The following is a 21,910-nucleotide window of genomic DNA, read 5'->3' as shown; positions in this document are numbered from 1 at the left end:
TCAGTCCCTTCGTGCCGCCCGGACGGCGGAGGCCGCCGCCACGAGCGAGGACAGTACCCGTCCCTCACCCACGCGGTAGCCGCCCCCCGTCGCCACGACGTCCACGACCTGCCCCTCCGGCCTTCCGCAGCGCCGTTCACAGCCCGACCAGTGCACCCGGCCCTCCCCCGGCACCATCACGGCCACGGCGTCGGCCCGCACGTCGGCCAGCGCCTTGGCGCATCCGGGACGGCCCGTGCACGCCGTCACCCCGGCGAGCGCGTCGCGCCCGGCGGTGACGAACCCGTGCGCGGCCAGCCTTGCGACGGTTTCGGGGCCCCCCGTCACGACGACGCTCCTCCACGGCGTCACGACGATCCCGTCCCACTCCGTGAGCAGCCCGACCTGCTCGGCCGACAGCCTTCCGAGCGGCGCCCCGGCCACCACCACGCCGTCCGCCACGAGCCCCAGCCTTGCCGCGCTCTCCTGCCAGCCCGTGCGCGAAGCACCCTGTGGCGGCTCGCCTTCGAACCCGCCCGCCTCCAGCGCCGCGATGACGGCGGGGACGGCTTCGGGCAGCTCGGTGAGCCGCCAGGCCGACGAGCCCATATCGGCCCTGACCAGGAGGAAAGACTCAGCCGCCGCGAGCAGCACCGCGACCACACCGGACGCCGCGACGCGCAGACCCGTCTCCACGCCCGCCAGACGGACCGTGAAGCGGTCGGGGCCGACGGCGCGGGCGGCGACGTCGGCGCGCGGCGGCAGGTCGCCACGGCCGTCGTCGAGCGCGAACAGGAACCGTCCCGGCAGCGCCGCCAGCGCCGGACGGGCGCACAGCGCCGCGTCGAGGGCGCCGACGAGCGGGCGGACGTCGGCCAGGCCGCGCCCGTCGAGGCCGCTCAGCGGGGAGGCCATGATGTTGCGGACCCGCTCGTGCGTCGCGGACGGCAGCAGCCCGGCCGCCGCCAGCGCCGCCGCGAGGCCGCCGACGCGGGCCGGATCGACGCCGCGCAGTTGGACGTTGGCGCGCGAGGTCAGCTCCAGGCCGCCGGAGCCGAACCCCTCGGCCGCCCGCCCCAGCGCCGCCACCTGCGCCGACGTGGCGCGCCCGCCGGGCAGCCGGACCCGGACCAGCGCGCCGTCCGCCGCCTGGTGCGGGCGCAGCGCGCCGGGGCAGGCGTCGGGTCTGTCGCGTCCGGTGCTCACGCGGCCATGGTGCCACTTCACCGCGAACCAGGCGCAACCGGTAGTGTCAGGGACGACGAGGCGCGCGAGGAAATCCGGTGCGAATCCGGTGCTGTCCCGCAACTGTGACCAGGTCCTCTGGGAGCCAGACACTCCGGCCCGTCGCCCGACCGTCGACCGGGGCGCGGACCCCGAGGGAGGACCCGTCGCCCATGAGCGATCCCGTCGTCGTGCTGCTCTCGACGTCCGATACCGACCTGCTCAGCGCGCGCGCTTCCGGCGCCGCCTACCGGCTCGGTAACCCATCACGTCTCTCGGCGGCCGACCTTCCCGCGCTGACCGAGGGCGCCGCTCTCGTCGTCGTCAGGCTGCTCGGCGGACGGCGGGCGTGGGAGGAGGGCCTCGACGCGCTCCTGGCGGGCGGACTCCCCGTGGTGGTCCTGGGCGGCGAGCAGGCCGCCGACGCGGAACTGATGGAGCTGTCCACGGTGCCGTCGGGCGTCGCGGCGCAGGCGCACACCTACCTGGCGCACGGCGGCGCGGGCAACCTGGGCGAGCTGTACAGGTTCCTTTCCGACACCGTCCTGTTGACCGGCTACGGGTTCGAGCCTCCTCAGGAGGCTCCGGTGTGGGGGCTCCTGGAGCGGGAGGCGCGCACCGAAAGCGGGCCCGTCACAGCGGTCCTGTACTACCGGGCCCACCACGTCGCCGGGAACACGGCGTTCGTGGAGACCCTCTGCCAGGCGATCGAAGACAAGGGCGGCAGGGCGCTGCCCGTCTACTGCGCCTCCCTGCGCGCCGCTCCCGAGGACCTCCTCGCGACGCTCGGCACCGCCGACGCCCTCGTCGTCACCGTCCTCGCGGCGGGCGGCACCCGTCCCGGCGCCGTCTCGGCGGGCGGCGACGACGAACTGTGGGACGTCGGCGCGCTCGCCGCCCTCGACGTGCCGATCCTCCAGGGCCTGTGCCTCACCTCCAGCCGCGCCGAGTGGGCGGCCAACGACGACGGCCTGTCGCCGCTGGACGCCGCCTCCCAGGTCGCCATCCCCGAGTTCGACGGACGGATCATCACCGTCCCGTTCTCGTTCAAGGAGATCGACGAGGACGGCCTGACCGTCTACGTCGCCGACCCCGAGCGGGCGTCCCGCGTCGCGGGCATCGCGCACAGGCACGCGCTCCTGCGGCACGTTCCACCGCACGAGAAGCGGGTCGCGCTGATGCTGTCGGCCTACCCGACCAAGCACTCGCGGATAGGCAACGCCGTCGGCCTGGACACGCCCCGCAGCGTCGTCAGGCTCCTCAAGGCCCTCGGTGAAGCCGGATACCGCGTAGGCGAGATCCCGGGCGTTGCCGAGCAGGATGGCGACGCGCTCATGCACGCCCTCATCGCCGCCGGAGGCCAGGACGAGGACTGGCTGACCGAGGAGGTCCTGGCCGCCAACCCCGTCCGTATCTCCGGCGCGGACTACAAGGCGTTCTTCCAGACCCTGCCTGCGGACCTGCAGGCGTCCGTCATCGAGCACTGGGGAGAGGCGCCCGGCAGCCTCTTCACCGACAAGGGCGACATCGTGCTCGCCGCGCTGGAAGCGGAGAACGTCGTCGTCATCGTGCAGCCGCCGCGCGGCTTCGGCGAGAACCCCATCGCGATCTACCACGACCCGGACCTCCCGCCGAGCCACCACTACCTGGCCGCCTACCGCTGGCTCCAGGACGTGTTCGGGGCGCACGCCGTCGTCCACGTGGGCAAGCACGGCAACCTGGAGTGGCTGCCCGGAAAGGGCGCGGGCCTGTCCGCCGAGTGCGGCCCGGACGCCGCCCTGGGCGACCTGCCGCTCATCTACCCCTTCCTCGTGAACGACCCGGGTGAGGGCACCCAGGCGAAGCGGCGCGCGCACGCCGTCCTCGTAGACCACCTCGTCCCGCCGATGGCCAGGGCCGACGGCTACGGCGACATCGCCCGCCTCGAACAGCTCCTCGACGAGCACGCGGGCATCGCCGCGATGGACCCGGCCAAGCTCCCGGCCGTCCGCGCCCAGATCTGGACGCTGATCCGCGCCGCGAAGCTCGACCACGACCTGGGGCTTGAGGACCGGCCACACGACGCCGAGTTCGACGACTTCCTGCTGCACGTGGACGGCTGGCTCTGCGAGATCAAAGACGTGCAGATCCGCGACGGCCTGCACGTCCTCGGGGAGGCGCCCGAAGGCGAGGCGCGCGCGAACCTCGTCCTGGCGATCCTGCGCGCACGGCAGATGTGGGCGGGCAGGCAGTCGCTGCCCGGCCTGCGCGAGGCGCTGGGGCTGGCCGAGGACGGCAGCGCGGGCCGCGCCGAGACCGACGCCGCCGAGGAGCTCGCGGGACGGCTCGTGCGGGCCGCCGACGCCGACGGCTGGCGCGACCCGGCCGCCGCCGTCAGGGAGGTCCTGGGCCGCGACGACGAGGCCGTCACCGCCGTGCTGCGCTTCGCCGCCGACGAGGTGGTGCCGCGCCTGGCCCGTACCACCGACGAGATGACGCACGTCCTGCACGCCCTCGCCGGGGGCTACATCCCTGCGGGCCCCTCGGGTTCTCCGCTACGCGGCCTCGTGAACGTGCTCCCGACGGGCCGCAACTTCTACTCCGTCGACCCCAAGGCCGTGCCCAGCCGCCTCGCGTGGGCGACCGGGCAGGCCATGGCCGACTCCCTCCTCGACCGCTACCGCGAGGAGCACGGGCAGTGGCCCACCAGCGTCGGCCTGTCGGTGTGGGGCACGAGCGCCATGCGGACGGCAGGGGACGACATCGCCGAGGTGCTCGCGCTGCTCGGCGTCCGCCCCGTCTGGGACGACGCCTCGCGCCGCGTCACCGGCCTTGAGGCCGTGCCGCTCGCGGAGCTGGGCAGGCCGCGCATCGACGTCACCGTGCGGATCTCCGGCTTCTTCCGGGACGCCTTCCCGCACGTCGTGGCGATGCTGGACGACGCCGTCCGGCTCGTCGCCGAACTGGACGAACCGGACGAGGACAACCACGTGCGCGCCCACGTCCGCCGCGACCTGGCCGAGCACGGCGACGGGCGGCGCGCGACGCTGCGCGTCTTCGGGTCGCGTCCCGGCGCGTACGGGGCGGGCCTGCTGCCGCTCATCGACAGCCGCAACTGGCGGGACGAGAAGGACCTCGCCGAGGTGTACGCGGTGTGGGGCGGCTTCGCCTACGGCCGTGGCCTGGACGGGGTGCCCGCGCGCGCTGACATGGAGGCCGCCTACCGGCGGATCGCGGTGGCCGCGAAGAACGTGGACACCCGCGAGCACGACATCGCCGACTCCGACGACTACTTCCAGTACCACGGCGGCATGGTCGCGACGGTCAAGGCGCTGACCGGCCGCGCCCCCGCCGCGTACGTCGGCGACAGCACCCGGCCGGACGCGATCAGGACCCGCTCGCTCACCGAGGAGACGGCCCGGATCTTCCGGGCCCGGGTGGTGAACCCGCGCTGGCTCGCCGCGATGCGCAGGCACGGGTACAAGGGCGCGTTCGAACTGGCGGCCACAGTCGACTATCTCTTCGGCTATGACGCTACTACCGGAGTGGTAGCCGACTGGATGTACGACCAACTCGGCAAGACGTACATTCTGGACCCGGAAAACCGCGCTTTCCTCGAGCAGTCGAACCCGTGGGCCCTTCACGGTATGGCCGAGCGGCTTCTTGAGGCGGCGAACCGGGGCATGTGGGCCGAACCGGACCCCGAGGTCATCGCGGGCGTCCGCCAGGCGTTCCTCGACACCGAGGGTGACTTGGAGTCGGGCATGGAGTGACCGGAATCCGGTTAAGGTCTCTGTGTGACGGATCAACTCCGAGGAGGCGTCACGCATGAAGATCGAACTCGGTGTGACGGCCGCCGCCGCCCTGGTCGGCTGGGCCTTCCGGGACGTCCCGGGCTCGCTCGGGGCGCTCGATCCAGGCCCGCGCGTGCTGCGCTCCCCGCACTACCGCGACGGCAGGTTCCACAACCTCCACGAGGCCGATCCGTCGCTGCCCGAGCCCGGTTCCGCCGTCCGCGAGTACGTGCGGGGCGAGCAGCGCACGCCGCTCGCCCCGATCCCGGTGGTGCGGCCCCGGTTCGGGGCGCCGGAGCCGCTCACCGTCCACTGGCTCGGGCACGGCACGTCGCTGGTGGACATCGAGGGCCGCCGGATCCTCTTCGACCCCGTGTTCTCCGAACGCTGCTCACCCAGCTCCCGGATCGGCCCCAGGCGGGTGCACCCGATGCCGGTGGCCGTCCGGGATCTGCCCCGCCTCGACGCCATCGCCATCACGCACGACCACTACGACCACCTGGACACCGCCTCGGTGCGGGCCCTCATCCGCGCCCAGGACGCCCCCTTCGTCGTGCCGCTGGGCGTCGGGGCCCATCTGGAGCGGTGGGGGGCGCCACGCGAGCGGATCATCGAACTCGACTGGGACGAGACGGCCGTCGTCGCCGGGCTGCGCGTCACCGCGACGGGCGCGCACCACTTCTCCGGCCGGGGCCTGCGCCGCAACCCCACACTGTGGTGCTCCTACGTGGTGGCCGGATCGGAGAAACGCGTCTTCTACAGCGGCGATTCGGGCTACTTCGAGGGGTATGCCACGATCGGCGCGGCGCACGGCCCGTTCGACGTCACGCTCATCCAGGTCGGCGCCTACAGCGCGTCCTGGCCCGACATCCACATGACGCCGGAGGAGGGCGTCACCGCGCACCGCGACCTGGGCGGCCACCTCATGGTCCCGGTGCACTGGGGCACCTTCGTGCTCGCCCCGCACGCGTGGAACGACCCGCCCAACCGGGTCAAGGCCGAGGCGAAGCTGCACGCGGTACGGCTCGCCATCCCCCGTCCCGGCGAGCGCGTCGACGTCAACGCGCCGCCCGAACCGGACGGCTGGTGGGAACCGTTGGCTTGAAGAGCCTCAGCCCCTGCCGACGCTCGGCGCGGGCTCCCCGGCGCCCCGCCCGGTGATGTCCCGCACCAGCAGGCAGCCGAGCGCGCCCACCAGCACGACGATCACCGGGAACACCATCGTCGGCTTCACCGCCGTCACGAACGCGCGCTCGAACACCTCCGCCGCCAGGCGCTGCACCTCCGGCGGCGCGCCCGCCGGGCCGCTGTGCTGGCCCACGCCCAGCTCAAGACCGGCGCGCGCCGCGCCCGCGAAGCCCTCGACGAACTCCGCGCGGTCGCCCTCGGGCACCTGCCCCGCGACGGCGCGCGCCTCGTCGGCCAGCGCCACCGCCATCCGGTTCTGCAGGATCGCGCCCGCCGTGGCGTTGCCGAGCACGGAGCCGAGCTGCCGCAGCGTGTTGTTGACGCCCGAGGCGGCCCCGGCCTGGGCGGGCGACACCGAACGCATCGCCTCGGTGGACATCGGCGCGAACACACACCCGATGCCGATGCCCGCCACGATGAACGGCCCCAGGAACACCGTCCAGGGGCTGTGCGGGCCGATCACCACGATCAGCCACGCCATGCCGATCGCGTAGACCGTCAGGCCGAACATGAGGATGCGCTTGCCGCCGAGCCGGTCCGACAGCCGCCCCGCGTACGGCGCGATGATCATCGACATGACCGACGACGGCGCCAGCACCAGCCCCGCCTGGATCGCCGAGTAGCCCAGCACCGACTGGAGGTAGATGGAGATGGGCAGGAACAACCCGATCATGCCGATGGACACGGCGACGCCGACAAGGCCGAGCACCGTGAAGTTGCGATTACGGAACAGCTCGAACGGCAGAAGCGGCGCGTTGTCCTGCCGTCGCCACTGCTGCCACGCGAAGACGGCGAGCACCGCCGCCGACACCGCGAACGACGTCAGGATCCAGGCGTTCCAGTCATAGCGCTGCCCCTCGGTGAGCGCGAAGACAAAAAAGAACAGCCCGACCGAGGCGAGCGCGACACCCGTCCAGTCCAGCGGGGTGCGCGCGGTGTGCCGCACGTCGGGGATCACCGCGAACGCCAGCACCAGCACCACAACGCCGATCGGCACGTTGACAAAAAAGATCCACCGCCAGTCCAGCGCGCTCACCAGCAGGCCGCCGACGGTCGGGCCCGCGATCGTCGCCAGGCCCGCGACGGACCCCCAGATGCCCATCGCGGTGCCGCGCCGGTCCGCCGGGAACGTCGCGATGATCAGCGCCATCGTCTGCGGCATCAGCAGGGCGGCGCCGAGCCCCTGCAGCACGCGCGCCGCGATGAGCTGCCACGCCTCCTGCGAGACGCCGCACAGCAGCGACGCGACGGTGAAGACGGCCACGCCGGTGACAAACATGGGCCGCTGCCCGCGCAGGTCGCCCAACCGGCCACAGGTGATGAGGAGGACGGCCAGGATCAGCACATAGCCGTTGACCACCCACAGGACCTCGTCGAACGAAGCGTCCAGGTGCGACAGCATGTTGGGGATCGCGATGTTGACGATGGTCAGGTCGAGCAGCGTCATGAAGAAGCCGAGCGACAGCGTCAACAGGATCGCCCAGGGGTTGCCGCGCCAGCGGCCGAGGAGCGAGGTCACGCCGGAAGACGATACGGCACCGTGCCGGGCCCGTCCGGAGCACCGAACGGACGCCCCCTCAGGGCCGCCAGAACGGCCAGGGCAGCCGCCGCTCGGCATCCGCCGCGACGCGAAGCAGCGTCGCCTCCTCCCCGTGCCGCGCGACCAGCTGGAGCCCGACCGGAAGGCCGTCCGCGGTGAACCCCGCCGGAACAGTGATCGCCGGATGCCCGCTCAGATTGAACGCCCACGTCAGAGCCACATTCATCCGCTCGCCCGGCCCATCGTGCCCGTGTGGTGGATACGGCACCGTCGGCGTCACCAGCACGTCGGCGGCCCGGAAGAAGTCCGCGAGCCGCCCGTCATTGACGCCCCGCACCGGGGCGGCGGAGGGGTGCGGGGAGGCGGCACCTTGTTCCGGGGTCGCTTGCCCGTCGGCCCTGACAGCCGGACTCGCGGGCGGCACCGGCGGAGGGGCCGGGGCGGCGGAGGGTCGGGAGCGTAGGGCGGTCCAGGTGGAGGCGGGGTCGGTGAGGCGCAGTGGGGTGGGGTGCAGGTCGAGGGTGTCGGAGAGGGCTTCGGCGGCGGCGCGGGCGACGGCGGCCACCTCCGGGTCGCAGTGGGCGAAGCCGAGGGTGGTGGACCATCCGGCGCGCAGGCGGCGCGGGAAGGGGTCGAGGGCGGTGCGGGTGTCCGCGAGCGCGTCGAATGCGGCCGCGACGTCGGCGACGGTCCTGGCGATCGGGCCGGGCGCGGTGAGCCCCGCCCGGTCGCGCGGCGCGAGCCTGCCCGTGGTGAGCTTCAGCCCGACGACACCGCACCACGCCGCCGGGATGCGCACCGACCCGGCGCCGTCGCTCCCGGTCGCCAGCGGCACGATCCCCGCCGCGACGGCCGCCGCCGACCCGGCCGATGACCCGCCCGCCGTCACCTCCGCACACCACGGGTTCCGCGTCGCCCCGTTCGCCGTCCACCCCCACGTCTGCCACGAGGTCCCCTTGCCCGGCACCGACGTCAACCCGATCGGCACACACCCCGCCGCCACCATCCGCCGAGTCTGCTCCGCCCCCAACCCCTCCACCGCCTTCACCCCGATCGGCACCCCCGCGAGAACCCCCGAAGGCACCTCCCCACCCCGCCCCACCGCATCCCCCCACACCTCAACAAACGCCAACACCCTCGGATCCCGCTCCCCCAACACCCGCAACGCCGCCCCCACCACCTCTTCCACCGAAACCACCCGCCCCCGAACCAACCCCCCGATCTCCACCCCGCTCAACCCCAGATACTCCTCAACCTCCACCCCGACCCCCTCCCGTCGTCCCCGCCCACCCTGCCCCACCACCCCTCCCCGCCGCACCCCAATTTCCCCGGCGCCAACCCACACCCGCACTCGCCTCCTGACCCAACACACCACCCAGGCCACCCTCACTCACCCCGAGCACATCCCCACTTCACGGGCCCGCCGCTCCCACCGCACCCTTGGCTTCCCCCGCACGATCGCAGCCCGACCCGACCGCGCACGGGCGCGTTTGATGTGCCCCGCTGATTCCGGACAGCTCCTTTTGCGGTCGATTTGAGCCGCCCCGAAGGTTCGAGAGTGGCGGAGGGGGTTTTGCGGTCGGGTGGTTGTGGATTGGGGGGCGGGTTTTGTCGGGGTGGGTGGTTACGATCGGGGGATGGTGGATCTTCTGGGGTATCGGCGGCGGGTTGTCGGGTGTGTGGTGGGCGGAGCGGTGGGGGACGCGGTCGGGGCGGCGGTGGAGTTCCTGTCGCTGCGGCGGATTCGGGAGGTTTATGGCCCAAGTGGGGTTCGAGGGCCGGTAGGGGCTTATGGGGTGGACGGGGCGGCTATCACGGACGACACGCAGATGGCGTTGTTCGCGCTGGAGGGGCTGGTGCGGGCGGGTGCGGACGGGGATGTGGTGGAGGAGGTGTTCCGGGCGCATCGGCGGTGGTACGCGACGCAGGTGCTCCACGCACCCGTGGTCGGTGTGGCGGCGCTGCCGGGGGCGGGGAGCGTCGAGATCGACGGCGGGCTCGCGTTGCAAGGGTGGCTCTATGCGCAGCGGGCGCCGGGGAACGCCTGCCTGTCCGGCCTGCGGTCGGGGCGCCGGGGGACGCGGGAGCTGCCCGCCAATCCGGACTCGAAGGGGTGCGGGGCCGTCATGCGGGCGGCGCCGTTCGGGCTGGTGCCCGCCTGGGACGCCGCGCGCGCCTTCACGCTCGCCGCCGAGTGCGGGGCGCAGACACACGGGCACCCGACCGGGCATCTGGCGGCCGGCGCGCTCGCCGCGATCGTCCGCGGCCTGCTCGACGGCCTCGACGTCGCCGAAGCCGTGCGACGCGCACTCGTCCTCCTGGAGACGCCCGGCGGAGAGGAGACGCATCAGGCGCTTACGCGGGCGGTAGCCGAAGCGAGCAAGGGAAGCCCATCCGCGGAGCTGCTGGAAGGGCTCGGTGAAGGGTGGATCGCCGAGGAGGCCCTTGCGATGTCCGTCTACTGCGCGCTCGTCCACGAGGACGATCCGGAGGCGGCGCTGCTCCTGGCCGTCAACCACTCGGGCGACAGTGACTCGACGGGGGCCATCACCGGGAACCTTCTGGGCGCCGTCCACGGGGTCTCCGCGTTCCCCGCCTCCTGGGTCTCCGTCCTGGAGGGGAGGGAGGCGATCGAGCGGCTCGCCGGGGAGTTCACCGCGCGCTTCACATCCTGAGAGTCCCGGACCTCCCGAGCGGGTACATCTCGCCCGCCATTGGATGAGCCGGACACCCCCCTGGAGGCGCACCCCCATGTTCATGGCACTGCTGTCGGACGCGGCGAGAGACGATCTGCACCGCGTGGGAACGAGCGTCTACCACCGCCGCGGGCAGGATCTCGCGCGCGCCGGGACGGCCCTGGACGCCGTCCACGTGATCGACTCCGGCTGGGTCAAGCTGTGGGCGCCCCGCGATGGCGCCGAGCAGATCCTCGACCTCATGGGCCCCGGCGCGCTCCTGGGCGACGTGGAGTTCACCGGCGACCGCCCGCACCTGTGCCACGTCACCGCGCTCACCGACGTGCGCGCCACCGCCGTCTCGCGCGACGCCTTCGCCGCGCTCGCCGAGGACCACCCGGAGATCTACCGGGCGCTCGCCCGTTCCATCACCGCGCGCTTCCGCGACGAGTACGCGCTGCTCACCGCCCACCAGGCCCGGCAGCGCCTCGGCGTCCTCCTGGGCCGCCTGGCCGACCGCTACGGCCGCACCACCCCCGACGGCCTGGTCCACGTCGCCGTCCCCCTGACCCGCACCCTCCTCGCCCGCTGGGCCCGCCTCACCACCGCCGCCAGCGGCCGCATCGTCACCCGCTCCTTCGGCTCCGACGTCCAGTTCCGAGCCGAGGGCCTCCTCCTCCGCCGAGAATCCCTCACCACCCCCGAAGAAGACCTCTAACCCCCGGCCACCACCACCCCCGAACACCACCACCACCGATCACGCACCACAAGCCCCTGCCCCGCCCCACGAACGACCGCCGCGCTCAGACGCGCCCGCAACCGCGTCGCACAGACACGCACGCGTCACGGTAGGCAAACACGCGTTGCGGTAGGCGAGCACGCATCGCGGTGAGCGCGCACACGTCGCCGTGAGCGGGCGCACGTCGCGGTAAGCGGGCACGCATCGCGGTGGGCGGGTGCGCGTTGGGGTGGGGGTGGGGGTTATTGGGGGGTGAGCGGGCGTACGTCGCGGTGAGCGGGCGTACGTCGCGGTGAGCGGGCGTACGTCGCGGTGAGCGCGCACGCATCGCGGTGAGCGGGTACACGTCGCGGTAGGCAGGCGCACGTCGCGCTGATCGGGCGCGCATCGCTGTGAGCGCGCACGCATCGCTGTGAGCGGGCGCACGTCGCCGTGGGCGGGCGGGTGTTGGGGTGGGTGGGTGGGGAATTGGGGGGTTATTGGGGGCGGAGGCGGGTTCGGGCGGTGGGGGTGAGGGGGCGGTAGGAGCCGGAGGCGTCTCGGTAGTAGGCGGTGCCTTGGTCTGGGATGGCTTCGGTGCGGAGGCGGGTGGTGAGGAGACGGGCGTAGGGGCTCGCGTCGATCTCGTCGACGACGCGGATGAGGTCGGGGCCGCGGTCGGGGAAGGCGGCGGTGAAGTCGGCGGCCGTGACGGGGGCGCGGAGGGTGACGGCGGCGGCGAGCAGGTCGTGGCGGCCCGCCGGGATGGCGTAGGCGACGGCCAGGTCAACGCCGGGGACGTCGCCGATGCGGTCCCGGATGATGCCGCACGGGACGGGTCCGGCGGCCGTACGGGCGATCTCGGCGGTCCGGCCGACCATCCAGTGGTCGCCGTCGGCGTCCCGCTGGAACAGGTCGCCCGTCGTGATCCAGGAGTCGCCCGGCGCGAACACACCGCGCAGCAGGTCGGGCGCCGTACCGCCCTCGGCCAGCAAGATGCCCGTCTCGCCGGGCCCGCACTCGACGGCGAACCCGTCAGAACCAGGCACGAGTTCCAAACGTTCCAGGTCGTACTTCGCGATCCGGACCGGTGCGCTGCCCGGCAGCGACCGCCCGACCGCGCCCGGCTTCTTGCCCGTCAGGTTCACCATGATCGCCTCGCCCTCGGTGCTGGCGTAGAACTCCAGCACCCGGGCGGGCGCGAGGCGCGTCTCCAGACGACGCCACAGGCCGCGCGGCATACCCGAGCCGATGAACAGCCGGACGGAGTGGTGCCGCTCCCCCGGGTGCGGGGGCGCCTCGACCAGGCCGTGCAGAAGGGTCCACGTGTAGGACGCGACGGTGACGCCGTAGCGCCGCGCCTCGTCCCAGAACGTCGCCGGGTCGTAGCCGCTGGCCAGCGCCAGCCGGGAGCCGCCCGCGACGGCGCCGCCGAGCGACATGAGCAGCGCCGACGGGTGCGAGATGGGCGCGAGGCTGTACACGGTGTCGGCGGGCGACAGCGCGGCCGACGAGGCGGTGCCGAAGGCCGACAGCGCCCACCGCCGGTTCGTGATGCGGATCGCCTTGGTGTGCCTTCCGTCGCCGCTGAACAGGATGAAAGCGAGGTCGCCCGCACGGCCCGGGTTGGGCCGGTACCAGCCGGGCACCTCGACGAGGTCGGTGTCCATCCGGTCGAGGTCGGCGGCCGCGTGGTCGGCCGCCTCGGGGTCGGGGCCTCGGTCGGAGCCGCCGAGCAGGAACACCTCGGCGCCCTCGACGAGCCGCGCGTGCACCGGGTCGGCGACGACCCTGCGCACCTGGCCGAGCTCGATCTCGCGCGGCAGGTCGCCGTCCGGGCGCAGCATCACCGCGACGGCGCCGAGCCGGCTCAGCGCCGCGACCAGCGCCAGCGCACTGGGCCGGTTGCTCATGAGGACGCCGACGTGCTCACCCTGACGGATCCCGATCGACAGCAGGCCCCGCACCACGGCGTCGATCCTGCGTTCGGCGGCCGCGCGCGTGTGGGCCCTGTCCTCGTAGAGGAACAGCACCTCGTCCGGATTGCGCCGCGCCTGCTCGTCCAGGAGCAGGCCGAACGACATGCGGGTGTCGGGTTCGATGCGCTCCAGCCGGCGCAGCCGGGGCAGCAGCTCGGCCGCCTCCTCGCCCAGCCCGACCAGCCCGTGGACGGCGCTGGCGACGGCCCCCGCCGCCGACCTGACGGCCCCGGAGCCGACCTGCACGGCGAGTTCGAGGCCGTAGCCCATCTTGCCGCGCATGCCCTGTTCCTCGTCCTTCACCGGACCTATCTCTTGAGGGATCATTCCCTGGCCGGAACGCCAGTGGATCCAGCCCGCCACGACGGGCCACGTCGTGCCCGCGGCGTGAGATCCTGCGACCAGGCCGAAGTGACCGGTCCGCTGGGTCGCCTCGTACACCTCCGCGCGCGGCGCCGCCCGCACGATGCCGCGCACCATCGCGGTCGGCGCGATCTCGTCCACCTCGCCGACGAACGCGAGGACGGGGCAGCTGATGTCGGCGAGCGAGCTGAGGCGTCCGCCGATGACAAAGCCGCCGCGCAACATCCGGTTGTGCGCGACGAACTGGCGCAGGAACTCCGCGAGCGCGGGGCCGGGCCACGCCACCCAGCCCTCGCCCTGCATGAACCTGCGCTGCCGCTCGCGCGGCGCGAGGACCTCGCGGTCGTGCAGTTGGAGCAGGAACTCAAGGCGGTTGCGCACCGACTTGGTGGGGCTGAGGATCTGGAAGCCGTTGCGGGTCACCCAGCCGGGGATGGAGAGGTTCGGCAACTGGCCGAGCAGGTCGACGACGGGCCTGCGCGGGAACCAGGCGGGGACGCCGAACGGGTTGGCCGCGTCGAGGTCGGCGGGGCTGCCGAAGGTGACGAGCGACTCGATGCCCTGGCTGCGGCGGTACGCGGCGGTCTGGTAGGCGAACATGCCGCCCTGGGAGTATCCGGCGAGATGCACGTCCCGTCCGGTGATCTCCTGGATCCTGTCGATCGCGTCGCTGATGGCCAGCACGTGGTCGCTGATGTCGCGCTGGAGGCCGCCCGGCTCGTCCTCGGGATGCCCGAAGTCGACGACCCACGGGTCCACGCCGAGGTCGTGCAGGACGCCGACGGCGCTCGCGGTCGGCGCGATGTCGTAGATCTCGGCGGTCAGCATCAGCGGCGGCACGAGGAGCACGACCGGCCGGTCCCCGAGCGTCTCGGGGAAGTAGCGCCGGAGCTTGTACACGGGCTGCTCGGCGACGATCTCGTGGGGCGACGCCTGCTCATCGGTTCTCAACCCCCCGAAGCGGGCTACCTCCAACGCGTTCTGCGCGGTGGCGGTCAGACCGCGGGCGAGCCGCGTGCCGAAGCGGGCGAGGTCCTTGGGCGCCGGTGCCTTGAACAGGGACGTCACACCGGCCATCGTCGTCGCTCGACCCCTTCGCGGTCAACGCCCCTGACCGCGCGTTAGCGACGCCCGTCACATCACGGTGCGGACGCACACCGTCACGGAGCAGCAGGGGAAGCGGTAAGCAGTTATTTACATCACATGTGGGTAGGCAGCACGGGAACGGCGTGCGAGCATCGCCCTACCCCGGCCGAGGAGACCCCCCATGGAGCCCGTGACGTTGGTGATCGAACGGCACCCGCACGCGAGCCTGCGCGCCCGCGCGGTCCGCGCGGGCGCCCGTGCCGCGGCCCGCCGACTGCTGCCGCGCGTCCCCGGCGGGCCCATCGACTTCCGGCGCGCCGCCGCGATCGACCAGTTCGCCGGACGCGTCCCGCCGCCACGAGGCACCCGGGTACAGCGGATCAAGCTCGAAGGGTTCGCCGCCGAGTGGGTGCACGGACGCGGCGTCGGAGCAGACCGATCCAAGGTGATCCTCTACTTCCACGGCGGAGGCTGGATCTCGTGCGGGCTCAACACGCACCGTCGGATGGTCGCGCGGTTCTCCGAGGCCGCCGGCGTCCCCGCGCTCTCCGTGGACTACCGGATGCTGCCCGAGGTGACGTTCGCGGAAGAGGCGTTGGACTGCGTCGCCGCTTACAAGTGGCTGCTCGACCAGGGCGTCCGGCCCGAGGACGTCATCTTCTCCGGCGACTCGGCGGGCGGCTACATGACGTTCGCGGCGAGCCTGCTCGCCCGCGCCGAAGGGCTCCCCATGCCCGCCGGGCTCATCGCGCTGTCCCCCATGGTCGACATGGACCTCACCGCCAAGGCCGCGCACCCCGCCGCCGCCCTCGACGCGTTCAGCGTCATGCCGCTCCTCGACCGCTTCATCACCCAGATCCTCGACGGGCTCGACCCCGGAGACCCCTCCGTCTCCCCCGTCAACGCCGACCTGACCGGGCTGCCTCCCACCTACATCTGCTGCAGCTCCAGCGAGGTGCTGGTGAGCGACGCCGAAGTGATGGCCAGGCGACTCGCGTCCCACGGCGTCCCCACGACACTCCAGACGTGGGCGCACCAACTGCACGTCTTCCAGATGTTCGGCCCCCTCCTGCCGGAGTCCAGGGCCTCCATCGACGCCTACGGCGACTGGGTGCGCACCGCGCTCGGCCGGGCCGCCGCGAAGAAGGAGACCGCCGCGTGAACCAGATCTTCGACGACCTGCGCGCCGAGTACGCGGCGCTCGACTCCCTCGTCAGCGGGCTCACCCCCGCGCAGTGGGAACTGCCCACACCCGCGCCGGGCTGGACGATCGCCCACCAGGTCGCGCACCTCGCCTGGACGGACGCCCAAGCCCTGCGCTCGGCCACCGACCCCGAAGGGTTCCTCGCCGACCTCGCGCACGCCACCCCCGACCTCATCGAACGCGGCGCCGACCCCGCCCAGTACCTGCCCGGCACCCCCCTCGACGCGTGGCGCGAAGCCCGCGAGGCCGCGCTCGCCGCGCTGCGGGCCGTGCCGCCCGGCGAACGCATCCCCTGGTTCGGGCCGCCCATGGCCGCGCCCAGCATGGCCACCGCGCGGCTCATGGAGACCTGGGCCCACGGACTCGACATCGCCGACACCCTCGGCGTCACCGTCGCGCCCACCCACCGGCTCAAGCACGTCGCGCACATCGCCGTCCGGGCCCGCGACTACGCGTTCTCCGTACACGGGCTGCCCGCGCCCGCCGAACCCTTCCACGTCGTGCTGACCGGGCCGTCCGGGGAGCAGTGGACGTGGGGGCCGAGCACCGCCGCGCAGCGCGTCACCGGGCCCGCGCACGACTTCTGCCTCCTCGCCGTGCGCCGCCGCCACCGCGACGACCTCCGCGTCGTCGCGTCCGGACCCGACGCCAACACATGGCTCGACGTCATCCAGGCGTACGCCGGACCACCCGGCGAAGGCCGCACCCCGGCCCGCGCCGGGGCCGCCGAAACGAGTACGCACTAGCCCGCGGGTTCCTGTAGGGTTATCCGTGTCGCCAAGGGGAACCGGCCGGAAACGGCACTGAAACCCGAGGCAGGCACGCGGAAGTGGCTCAGTGGTAGAGCATCACCTTGCCAAGGTGAGGGTCGCGGGTTCGAATCCCGTCTTCCGCTCGGAGAGGCCATCGCCTCGCGGTGGAGTGGCCGAGAGGCGAGGCAACGGCCTGCAAAGCCGTGTACACGGGTTCAAATCCCGTCTCCACCTCCACGGACGATTAGCTCAGCGGGAGAGCGCTTCCCTGACACGGAAGAGGTCACTGGTTCAATCCCAGTATCGTCCACGAGCCGGCTGCGGCTGTTCGTTCCTCGCTTCGCTCGGAACTTCCCGGTGGCCGCTATCGTCTGTCGGGGGGACGACCCCCCGAGCCCCCCGATGTGGGGGCTTCGCCCCCACGCCCCCGGTTTCCGGTCTGGGGGTTTCTGCATTTCACGGATGAGTTTCTCCTTTTCCGTGTGTTTCCTTGAGCCGTTGCGCTGACGCGGCCGCTTCGGGAGCGTTTTTCCTGCCCTGGGGTCTAAGGCACTCGTCCGCTCTCGCGACGGTTCTCCTGTGTGGGAAGCACGGCTCTCCCGTGTTGGGGCGCATGGCTCTTTGTGGCTTGTGGGGGCCGGGTGAGGGGGCGGGTTTTAGGTTATTGGGGGTCGGTGGGGGGGCGGCCGAAGAGTTTTTCGATGCTTCGGCGTTCGCGTTTGGTGGGGCGGCCGGTGCCTCGGTCTCGGATGCCGATGGGGGCGGTCATCTCTCGGGGGGGTGGGGGTGGTGACTTGTCTTCGTAGCACTCGACTGCGACGGGGGCTCCTACGCGCTTGGTGATCAGCCTTTTTACGATGACGACGCGTTCCCGGCCGTCGGCGCGCACCCTTACTTCGTCGCCCACGCGGACCGCCTGTGCTGGTTTGGCCCGTGCTCCGTTCACTCGGACGTGCCCGCCACGGCAGGCGTCGCCGGCCGCCGACCGGGTCCGTGACAGTCGAACCGACCAAACCCAACTGTCCACCCGAACGCTCCCCGCGCCCTCAACGCCCATGTCCCAACCCTAGCCAGCCCCCACCTCCACCCCAACCCGCGTGTGGACGGCTCCCGCCCCCTGACGCCGTGGGGTTGGTTCTGGGTGGGGCGGGCGGGTAGGGGTGGATCTGACAGGGGGCGATACGGCGGCGAAGGGGTGGGCGGTGTTGGGGGTGGCGGTGATCTTTGGGGTGGTGGTCATCAGCTCGGTGGTGAGCTGGCCGTTCAGCGTGTTCTTTGACGTCGAGCGGTGAGTGCGGTGCCGGGGGCGGCGCGGCGGCTGCTGCCGTTGGTCGGGCCTGCGCTTGTCGTCGGGGTGGTGTGCGCGCTGGTGCTCGTGGGGGTGAGCGCGGCGGCGCACCTTGTGGAGGAGGTGCTGTGGGGGCCTCGGGCTTGGTGGTGGACGGTCGTGGTACTGACGGCGGGTGGGCTGCTGACCGGGCTGATCGTCCGGTATGTGCCGGGGCACGCGGGCCATGACCCGGCGACGGAAGGGCTGGTGGGGAACGCGCCGCTGCCGCTCAAGGCGGTGCCGGGCCTACTGGCCGCGCTGTTCGTGACGCTCGCGTTCGGGGTGAGTCTGGGGCCGGAGGCGCCGACGATCGGGGCGAACGTCGCGCTGGCGGCGGCGCTCGGCGTCAGAGTGATGCCCAGGGTGCCGGGCACGGTGTGGGTGGCGCTGGCCCTGGCGGGCACGATCGGGGCCATGTTCGGCACGCCCGTGGCTGCGGCGCTGATGCTGTCGGAGATTCCCGCGCGGAACCCGCAGGAGCCGCTGTGGGACCGGATGGTGGCCCCGGTGGTGGCGGCCGCGGCGGGGGCGCTCACCGTGCACTTCCTCGAACCGGGGATGGCGTTCGCGCTCGACGTCCCGCCGTACGTGAAGGCGCATGCGGGCGATCTCGTCACCGCCGCGGTGATCGCCGCCGTCGGGTGTCTGCTCGGTATGGCCATGGTCTACCTGCTGCCGCGCTTCCACCGGGTCGCCCACACGGTGCGGAACCCGGTGGTGCTGCTGACGCTCGGCGGCCTCGTGCTGGGCGTCCTCGGCGTGATAGGCGGCCGGATCACCCTGTTCAAGGGGCTCGACGAGATGCAGGAGCTGGCGCGGGACCCGGCGGCGTATCCAGCGGGGCAGCTCGCGCTCATCATCGTGGTGAAGACGGCGGCGCTGCTGGTCGCGGCGGCGGTGGGGTTCCGGGGCGGGCGGATCTTCCCGAGCGCGTTCATCGGGGTGGCGCTCGGGCTGCTCGCGGCGGCGCTGCCGTGGCCGGACGTCCCGCTGGCGCTCGCGGTGTCGGCGGGCGCGATGGGCGTGTGCGTGGCGGTGTCGCGGAGCGGGTGGCTGAGCCTGTTCCTCGGGGTGGTGCTGGGCGGGAGCGTCGCGCTGGTGCCGGTGCTGTGCGTGGCGATCCTGCCCGCGTGGCTCATCGCGACGGGACGTCCCGAGATGCGGGTGGCGCCGGAGGCCGCCGCGACAGGACGAGCGTGAGGACGGAGGTGACGATCACCAGGTCGAAGACCATCTGCACGGTGGTGAGGACCTTGGCCCAGGTGGCGACGGGCACGATGTCGCCGTAGCCGACGGTGCACAGCGTCGAGACGCTGAAGTACAGGGCGTCGAGCCGGGTGGTGAGCCCGGTGAACTCGTGTGCCCGCGCGTAGTAGAGCAGCGCGAAGAAGACGACGACGAGGTCCACGATGCTGAGCAGCAGCGCGATCTGCTCGGCGGCCGGGCGCCTGCCGTGCGCGACCCTGCGGGCCTGGCGCAGCAGGATCGCGGTGACGACGCTGAGCGACAGGAACAGCAGGACGCCGCGCGCCGCGTACCCGGACGACACGTCGCTCTGCCGCACCGGGATCGCGAAGAACACCACGGCCCCGCCGACGAAGGCCGCGAGCGCCTCACCCCACACCACGAGCCTGCGCAGCGGCGTCCTGTCTTCCCCCATGGGCGCACCTCCCACAGCAGGAGGTACCGGGCGGCGGGCCCGCCGCGCGCGGGGCCACGCGCGCGGGGCGGGCAAAGATCAGCGTGCCTTGACCGACTCCAGGGCCAGCGCGAGCAGGACGACGTCACGGGGCTCGTCGAGCTTGCGGCCGGTGACCTGCTCCAGGCGGCGCAGCCGGTTGAGGACGGTGTTGCGGTGGCAGTACAGCCGCCGGGCCGCCTCGGCGGTGGAGCCGACCTCCAGCCAGCAGGCGAGCGTGTCGAGCAGCGCGGAGGACTCGTGTGACGGCAGCGCGAGCACCTCGGTCATGATCTGGCGGCGGAGCAGTTCGGCGAGGTCGGGCGCCGCCTTGACGAACGAGCGCAGCAGGTGGTCGTCCAGGGCGACGACGCCGCGTTCCTCGGAGCGGCGCCCGGCGAGCGCGGTGTCGGCGAGGCGGCGGGCGAACGGCAGGGAGGCGAGGCCGCTGACGGCGGGGCTGAGCCCGACCGGGCCCTGGACCGCCGCCTCCAGCGCGGCGGCGACCTTGCCGAGGTCGTCGCAGCGCAGCGCGACGACGGCGATGTCGCCGTCGTGCCCGGCCGACCAGACGACGCGGCAGCCCGCCATGAGGTCGGGTTGGCGGACGCCGCGCCTGGGCCGCGCGTACCGGGTGACGGCGACGGCGTACGAGCCGTTCTCCTCAAGGCCGAGGGTGTCGCGGATGGCGTCGATGAGGGGCTGTTCGGGCGCGGGCGTCTCCAGGAGTTCGCCGAGCAGGAGGCGGGCCCGCTCGTCGGCGAAGCGCGCCTGGTCGGCCTGGGCCTCGCGGTAGGCGTCGGCGGCGACGTCGGCCTGGCGTTCGATGCCGGCCCAGATGTGCATGCTGCTGCGCATGAGGAGGTCGAGCTGTTCGGGCGCGTCCCGCCTGATGACCCGGACGAGCTCGTCCCAGACGAGTTGGACGGCGAGGTGGTAGGACTTGATCACCTCGTCCAGCGGGACGCCCTGGGCGGCCCGGCGACGGCCGGTGCGCGCGGCCTGGAGCAGCTCGCGGCGTTCGGGTCCGGGTTCGGGGATGCTGGCCAGGCCGTAGGCGAGGCCGAGGCGCACGGATTCGAGCTGCTCGGCCTCGGGCACCAGCCGGGCGGAGACCGGGCACTGCGTCCTGATCCGCTGCAGCAGCCGCGCCTCAAGATCGGCGGTGTCGTCGGCGAGCCGCCGCGCCGCCAGGCCCACGACTTCCTTGTGGGTGTGGTTTCGCTCGATGAGTCCGAGTGCGCCCATGTGTGCCCTCCCTGAAACGGGACCTCAGCTTGCCCAGGGTCTTCACGAACGCGCAAGGGGTGATCGCGGCCATTTCTGGCGACGGTGGCCTCCCGGCTCGTCCGCGCACCCTACCCGACCTGCCCTGATGCCTCTTTGACGGCCCGTGTGAGCCCGTCCCGCAAGGTCCAAGACCAGGGATTCACCTGTGGCGACCGCACAATGCGGGAACGGTCCAGTGGGGTCAGGCGCCCCCGGGCGCCGCGAGATCTTGTGACGATGCTCGAAAGCCGTCCCGGATCAGGACCCCCACCCGGGGACAAACCCCTAAACGCACACCACACGTGATGGAACCCCCATTTCCGGCGTCATAAACGTCATACGTATGAGCCATTCCGTGTTCATCACCACTTCGTGCGGATCTTCCCTCCCGTCAGACCTTTTTGAGATCTTGGGTTTTGCCCGAACATGACCCGCTTCGTCCAAAATTCCCCCGCTTTGGCCGGGTCATGAGGGCAGAAGGGAAGACTCGTGAAGCGAGTCCTCACGGTGGCGGCCTGCGCCGCCGCCCTCGCCCCGCTCGCCCTGACCGTCACCGCCTCCGCCGCCTCGGCCACCCCGCCCGGCATCCCCAGCCTGACGACGGCCCGCAACCAGCTCAACGCGCTCACCGTGGCCAACGAGGGCAGCTCCTCCGGCTACAACCGCAACCTGTTCCCGCACTGGATCACCATCTCCGGCACCTGCAACACCCGCGAGACCGTGCTCAAGCGGGACGGGACGAACGTCGTCACCAACTCCGCGTGCGCCGCCACCTCGGGTAGCTGGTACAGCCCGTACGACGGCGCCACCTGGACCGCCGCCTCCGACGTGGACATCGACCACATGGTCCCGCTGGCCGAGGCGTGGCGCTCCGGCGCGTCCTCCTGGACCACCGCCAAGCGCCAGCAGTTCGCCAACGACCTCAGCCGCCCGCAGCTGTGGGCCGTGACCGACAACGTCAACCAGTCCAAGGGCGACAAGGACCCGGCCGCCTGGAAGCCCCCGCGCACCGCGTTCTACTGCACGTACGCCAAGTCCTGGATCGCGACGAAGCACTACTGGGGCCTCACCCTCCAGAGCACCGAGAAGACCGCGCTCAACACGATGCTGAACGCCTGCTAGTCATACGTAACACGTAGCGTGTCCGCGCCC

15 protein-coding genes, 3 tRNA genes and 1 riboswitch are annotated in these 21,910 nt (G+C 72.5%); of the genes, 11 read left to right on the top strand and 7 right to left on the bottom strand.

Features of this window, described 5'->3' with window-relative positions; all coding sequences use genetic code 11:
• The gene (gene cobG / locus LO762_RS06420; RefSeq protein WP_230613265.1) at positions 1 to 1,185 is read right to left on the bottom strand and encodes a precorrin-3B synthase; all 1,185 of its coding nucleotides are present in this window, start codon (positions 1,183 to 1,185) and stop codon (positions 1 to 3) included.
• A gap of 66 nt (positions 1,186 to 1,251) precedes the next feature.
• A riboswitch (cobalamin riboswitch) is annotated at positions 1,252 to 1,319 on the top strand.
• Between the two features lie 57 nt (positions 1,320 to 1,376).
• On the opposite strand from cobG, the gene cobN reads away from it, so the two are divergent.
• Positions 1,377 to 4,955 (top strand): cobaltochelatase subunit CobN, encoded by a 3,579-nt coding sequence (cobN, locus tag LO762_RS06415; protein ID WP_230613264.1) that lies wholly within the window; start codon positions 1,377 to 1,379, stop codon positions 4,953 to 4,955.
• Positions 4,956 to 5,010: 55 nt separating this feature from the next.
• The gene (locus LO762_RS06410; protein ID WP_230613263.1) at positions 5,011 to 6,081 is read left to right on the top strand and encodes an MBL fold metallo-hydrolase; all 1,071 of its coding nucleotides are present in this window, start codon (positions 5,011 to 5,013) and stop codon (positions 6,079 to 6,081) included.
• Positions 6,082 to 6,087: 6 nt separating this feature from the next.
• On the opposite strand, the gene LO762_RS06405 is transcribed toward LO762_RS06410, so the two are convergent.
• Both LO762_RS06405 and LO762_RS33055 read right to left on the bottom strand, forming a co-directional pair.
• Positions 6,088 to 7,683, bottom strand: a complete 1,596-nt coding sequence (locus LO762_RS06405) for a DHA2 family efflux MFS transporter permease subunit (protein ID WP_230613262.1) — start codon at positions 7,681 to 7,683, stop codon at positions 6,088 to 6,090.
• 58 nt (positions 7,684 to 7,741) lie between these two features.
• Positions 7,742 to 8,788 (bottom strand): amidase, encoded by a 1,047-nt coding sequence (locus LO762_RS33055; RefSeq protein ID WP_308103441.1) that lies wholly within the window; start codon positions 8,786 to 8,788, stop codon positions 7,742 to 7,744.
• A 553-nt stretch (positions 8,789 to 9,341) separates the two neighbouring features.
• On the opposite strand from LO762_RS33055, the gene LO762_RS06390 reads away from it, so the two are divergent.
• Positions 9,342 to 10,379, top strand: a complete 1,038-nt coding sequence (locus tag LO762_RS06390) for an ADP-ribosylglycohydrolase family protein (RefSeq protein ID WP_230613261.1) — start codon at positions 9,342 to 9,344, stop codon at positions 10,377 to 10,379.
• A gap of 76 nt (positions 10,380 to 10,455) precedes the next feature.
• Positions 10,456 to 11,097 carry a Crp/Fnr family transcriptional regulator gene (locus LO762_RS06385; protein WP_230613260.1) on the top strand — a complete coding sequence of 214 codons (642 nt, stop codon included), beginning with the start codon at positions 10,456 to 10,458 and terminating at the stop codon, positions 11,095 to 11,097.
• A gap of 497 nt (positions 11,098 to 11,594) precedes the next feature.
• On the opposite strand, the gene LO762_RS06380 is transcribed toward LO762_RS06385, so the two are convergent.
• Complete coding sequence (locus LO762_RS06380; protein ID WP_230613259.1) at positions 11,595 to 14,507, bottom strand: AMP-binding protein; 2,913 nt, start codon at positions 14,505 to 14,507, stop codon at positions 11,595 to 11,597.
• 199 nt (positions 14,508 to 14,706) lie between these two features.
• On the opposite strand from LO762_RS06380, the gene LO762_RS06375 reads away from it, so the two are divergent.
• From LO762_RS06375 to LO762_RS06355, 5 genes are all read left to right on the top strand, one after another.
• Positions 14,707 to 15,687 (top strand): alpha/beta hydrolase, encoded by a 981-nt coding sequence (locus LO762_RS06375; protein ID WP_230613258.1) that lies wholly within the window; start codon positions 14,707 to 14,709, stop codon positions 15,685 to 15,687.
• The gene (locus tag LO762_RS06370; RefSeq protein ID WP_230613257.1) at positions 15,684 to 16,475 is read left to right on the top strand and encodes a TIGR03084 family metal-binding protein; all 792 of its coding nucleotides are present in this window, start codon (positions 15,684 to 15,686) and stop codon (positions 16,473 to 16,475) included. The genes LO762_RS06375 and LO762_RS06370 overlap by 4 nt, the downstream gene beginning before the upstream one ends.
• Positions 16,476 to 16,552: 77 nt before the next feature.
• Positions 16,553 to 16,624 (top strand) — tRNA-Gly (locus tag LO762_RS06365).
• Between the two features lie 20 nt (positions 16,625 to 16,644).
• Positions 16,645 to 16,718, top strand: a tRNA-Cys gene (locus tag LO762_RS06360).
• Position 16,719: 1 nt separating this feature from the next.
• Positions 16,720 to 16,791 (top strand) — tRNA-Val (locus LO762_RS06355).
• 351 nt (positions 16,792 to 17,142) lie between these two features.
• Here the strand turns inward: LO762_RS06355 and LO762_RS06350 are convergent.
• The gene (locus LO762_RS06350) at positions 17,143 to 17,538 is read right to left on the bottom strand and encodes an RNA-binding S4 domain-containing protein (RefSeq protein ID WP_230613256.1); all 396 of its coding nucleotides are present in this window, start codon (positions 17,536 to 17,538) and stop codon (positions 17,143 to 17,145) included.
• A 231-nt stretch (positions 17,539 to 17,769) separates the two neighbouring features.
• On the opposite strand from LO762_RS06350, the gene LO762_RS06345 reads away from it, so the two are divergent.
• A complete protein-coding gene (locus LO762_RS06345) occupies positions 17,770 to 19,011 on the top strand; it encodes an ion channel protein (RefSeq protein ID WP_230613255.1) in 1,242 nt (413 codons plus the stop codon).
• On the opposite strand, the gene LO762_RS06340 is transcribed toward LO762_RS06345, so the two are convergent.
• A complete protein-coding gene (locus LO762_RS06340) occupies positions 18,947 to 19,471 on the bottom strand; it encodes a potassium channel family protein (RefSeq protein WP_230613254.1) in 525 nt (174 codons plus the stop codon). The genes LO762_RS06345 and LO762_RS06340 overlap by 65 nt on opposite strands.
• Before the next feature lie 78 nt (positions 19,472 to 19,549).
• Positions 19,550 to 20,737, bottom strand: a complete 1,188-nt coding sequence (locus tag LO762_RS06335; RefSeq protein WP_230613253.1) for a CdaR family transcriptional regulator — start codon at positions 20,735 to 20,737, stop codon at positions 19,550 to 19,552.
• 510 nt (positions 20,738 to 21,247) lie between these two features.
• Here LO762_RS06335 and LO762_RS06330 point away from each other — a divergent pair.
• Positions 21,248 to 21,880, top strand: a complete 633-nt coding sequence (locus tag LO762_RS06330; protein WP_230613252.1) for an HNH endonuclease family protein — start codon at positions 21,248 to 21,250, stop codon at positions 21,878 to 21,880.
• The last annotated feature ends 30 nt before the right edge of the window (positions 21,881 to 21,910 follow it).

It is taken from the genome of Actinocorallia sp. API 0066 (assembly GCF_020991275.1).
Classification (GTDB): Bacteria; Actinomycetota; Actinomycetes; order Streptosporangiales; family Streptosporangiaceae; genus Actinocorallia.
Note: the sequence above shows the minus strand (reverse complement) of the source record. Positions and strands in the feature narration are given on the sequence as shown.

What these genes read in the sequence shown, in the direction of transcription:
- cobN (WP_230613264.1), top strand. Translation starts at nt 1,377, where the DNA reads ATGAGCGATCCCGTCGTCGTGCTGCTCTCGACGTCCGATACCGACCTG.
- LO762_RS06410 (WP_230613263.1), top strand. Translation starts at nt 5,011, where the DNA reads ATGAAGATCGAACTCGGTGTGACGGCCGCCGCCGCCCTGGTCGGCTGG.
- LO762_RS06390 (WP_230613261.1), top strand. Translation starts at nt 9,342, where the DNA reads ATGGTGGATCTTCTGGGGTATCGGCGGCGGGTTGTCGGGTGTGTGGTG.
- LO762_RS06385 (WP_230613260.1), top strand. Translation starts at nt 10,456, where the DNA reads ATGTTCATGGCACTGCTGTCGGACGCGGCGAGAGACGATCTGCACCGC.
- LO762_RS06375 (WP_230613258.1), top strand. Translation starts at nt 14,707, where the DNA reads ATGGAGCCCGTGACGTTGGTGATCGAACGGCACCCGCACGCGAGCCTG.
- LO762_RS06350 (WP_230613256.1), bottom strand. Translation starts at nt 17,538, where the DNA reads ATGGGCGTTGAGGGCGCGGGGAGCGTTCGGGTGGACAGTTGGGTTTGG.
- LO762_RS06340 (WP_230613254.1), bottom strand. Translation starts at nt 19,471, where the DNA reads ATGGGGGAAGACAGGACGCCGCTGCGCAGGCTCGTGGTGTGGGGTGAG.
- LO762_RS06335 (WP_230613253.1), bottom strand. Translation starts at nt 20,737, where the DNA reads ATGGGCGCACTCGGACTCATCGAGCGAAACCACACCCACAAGGAAGTC.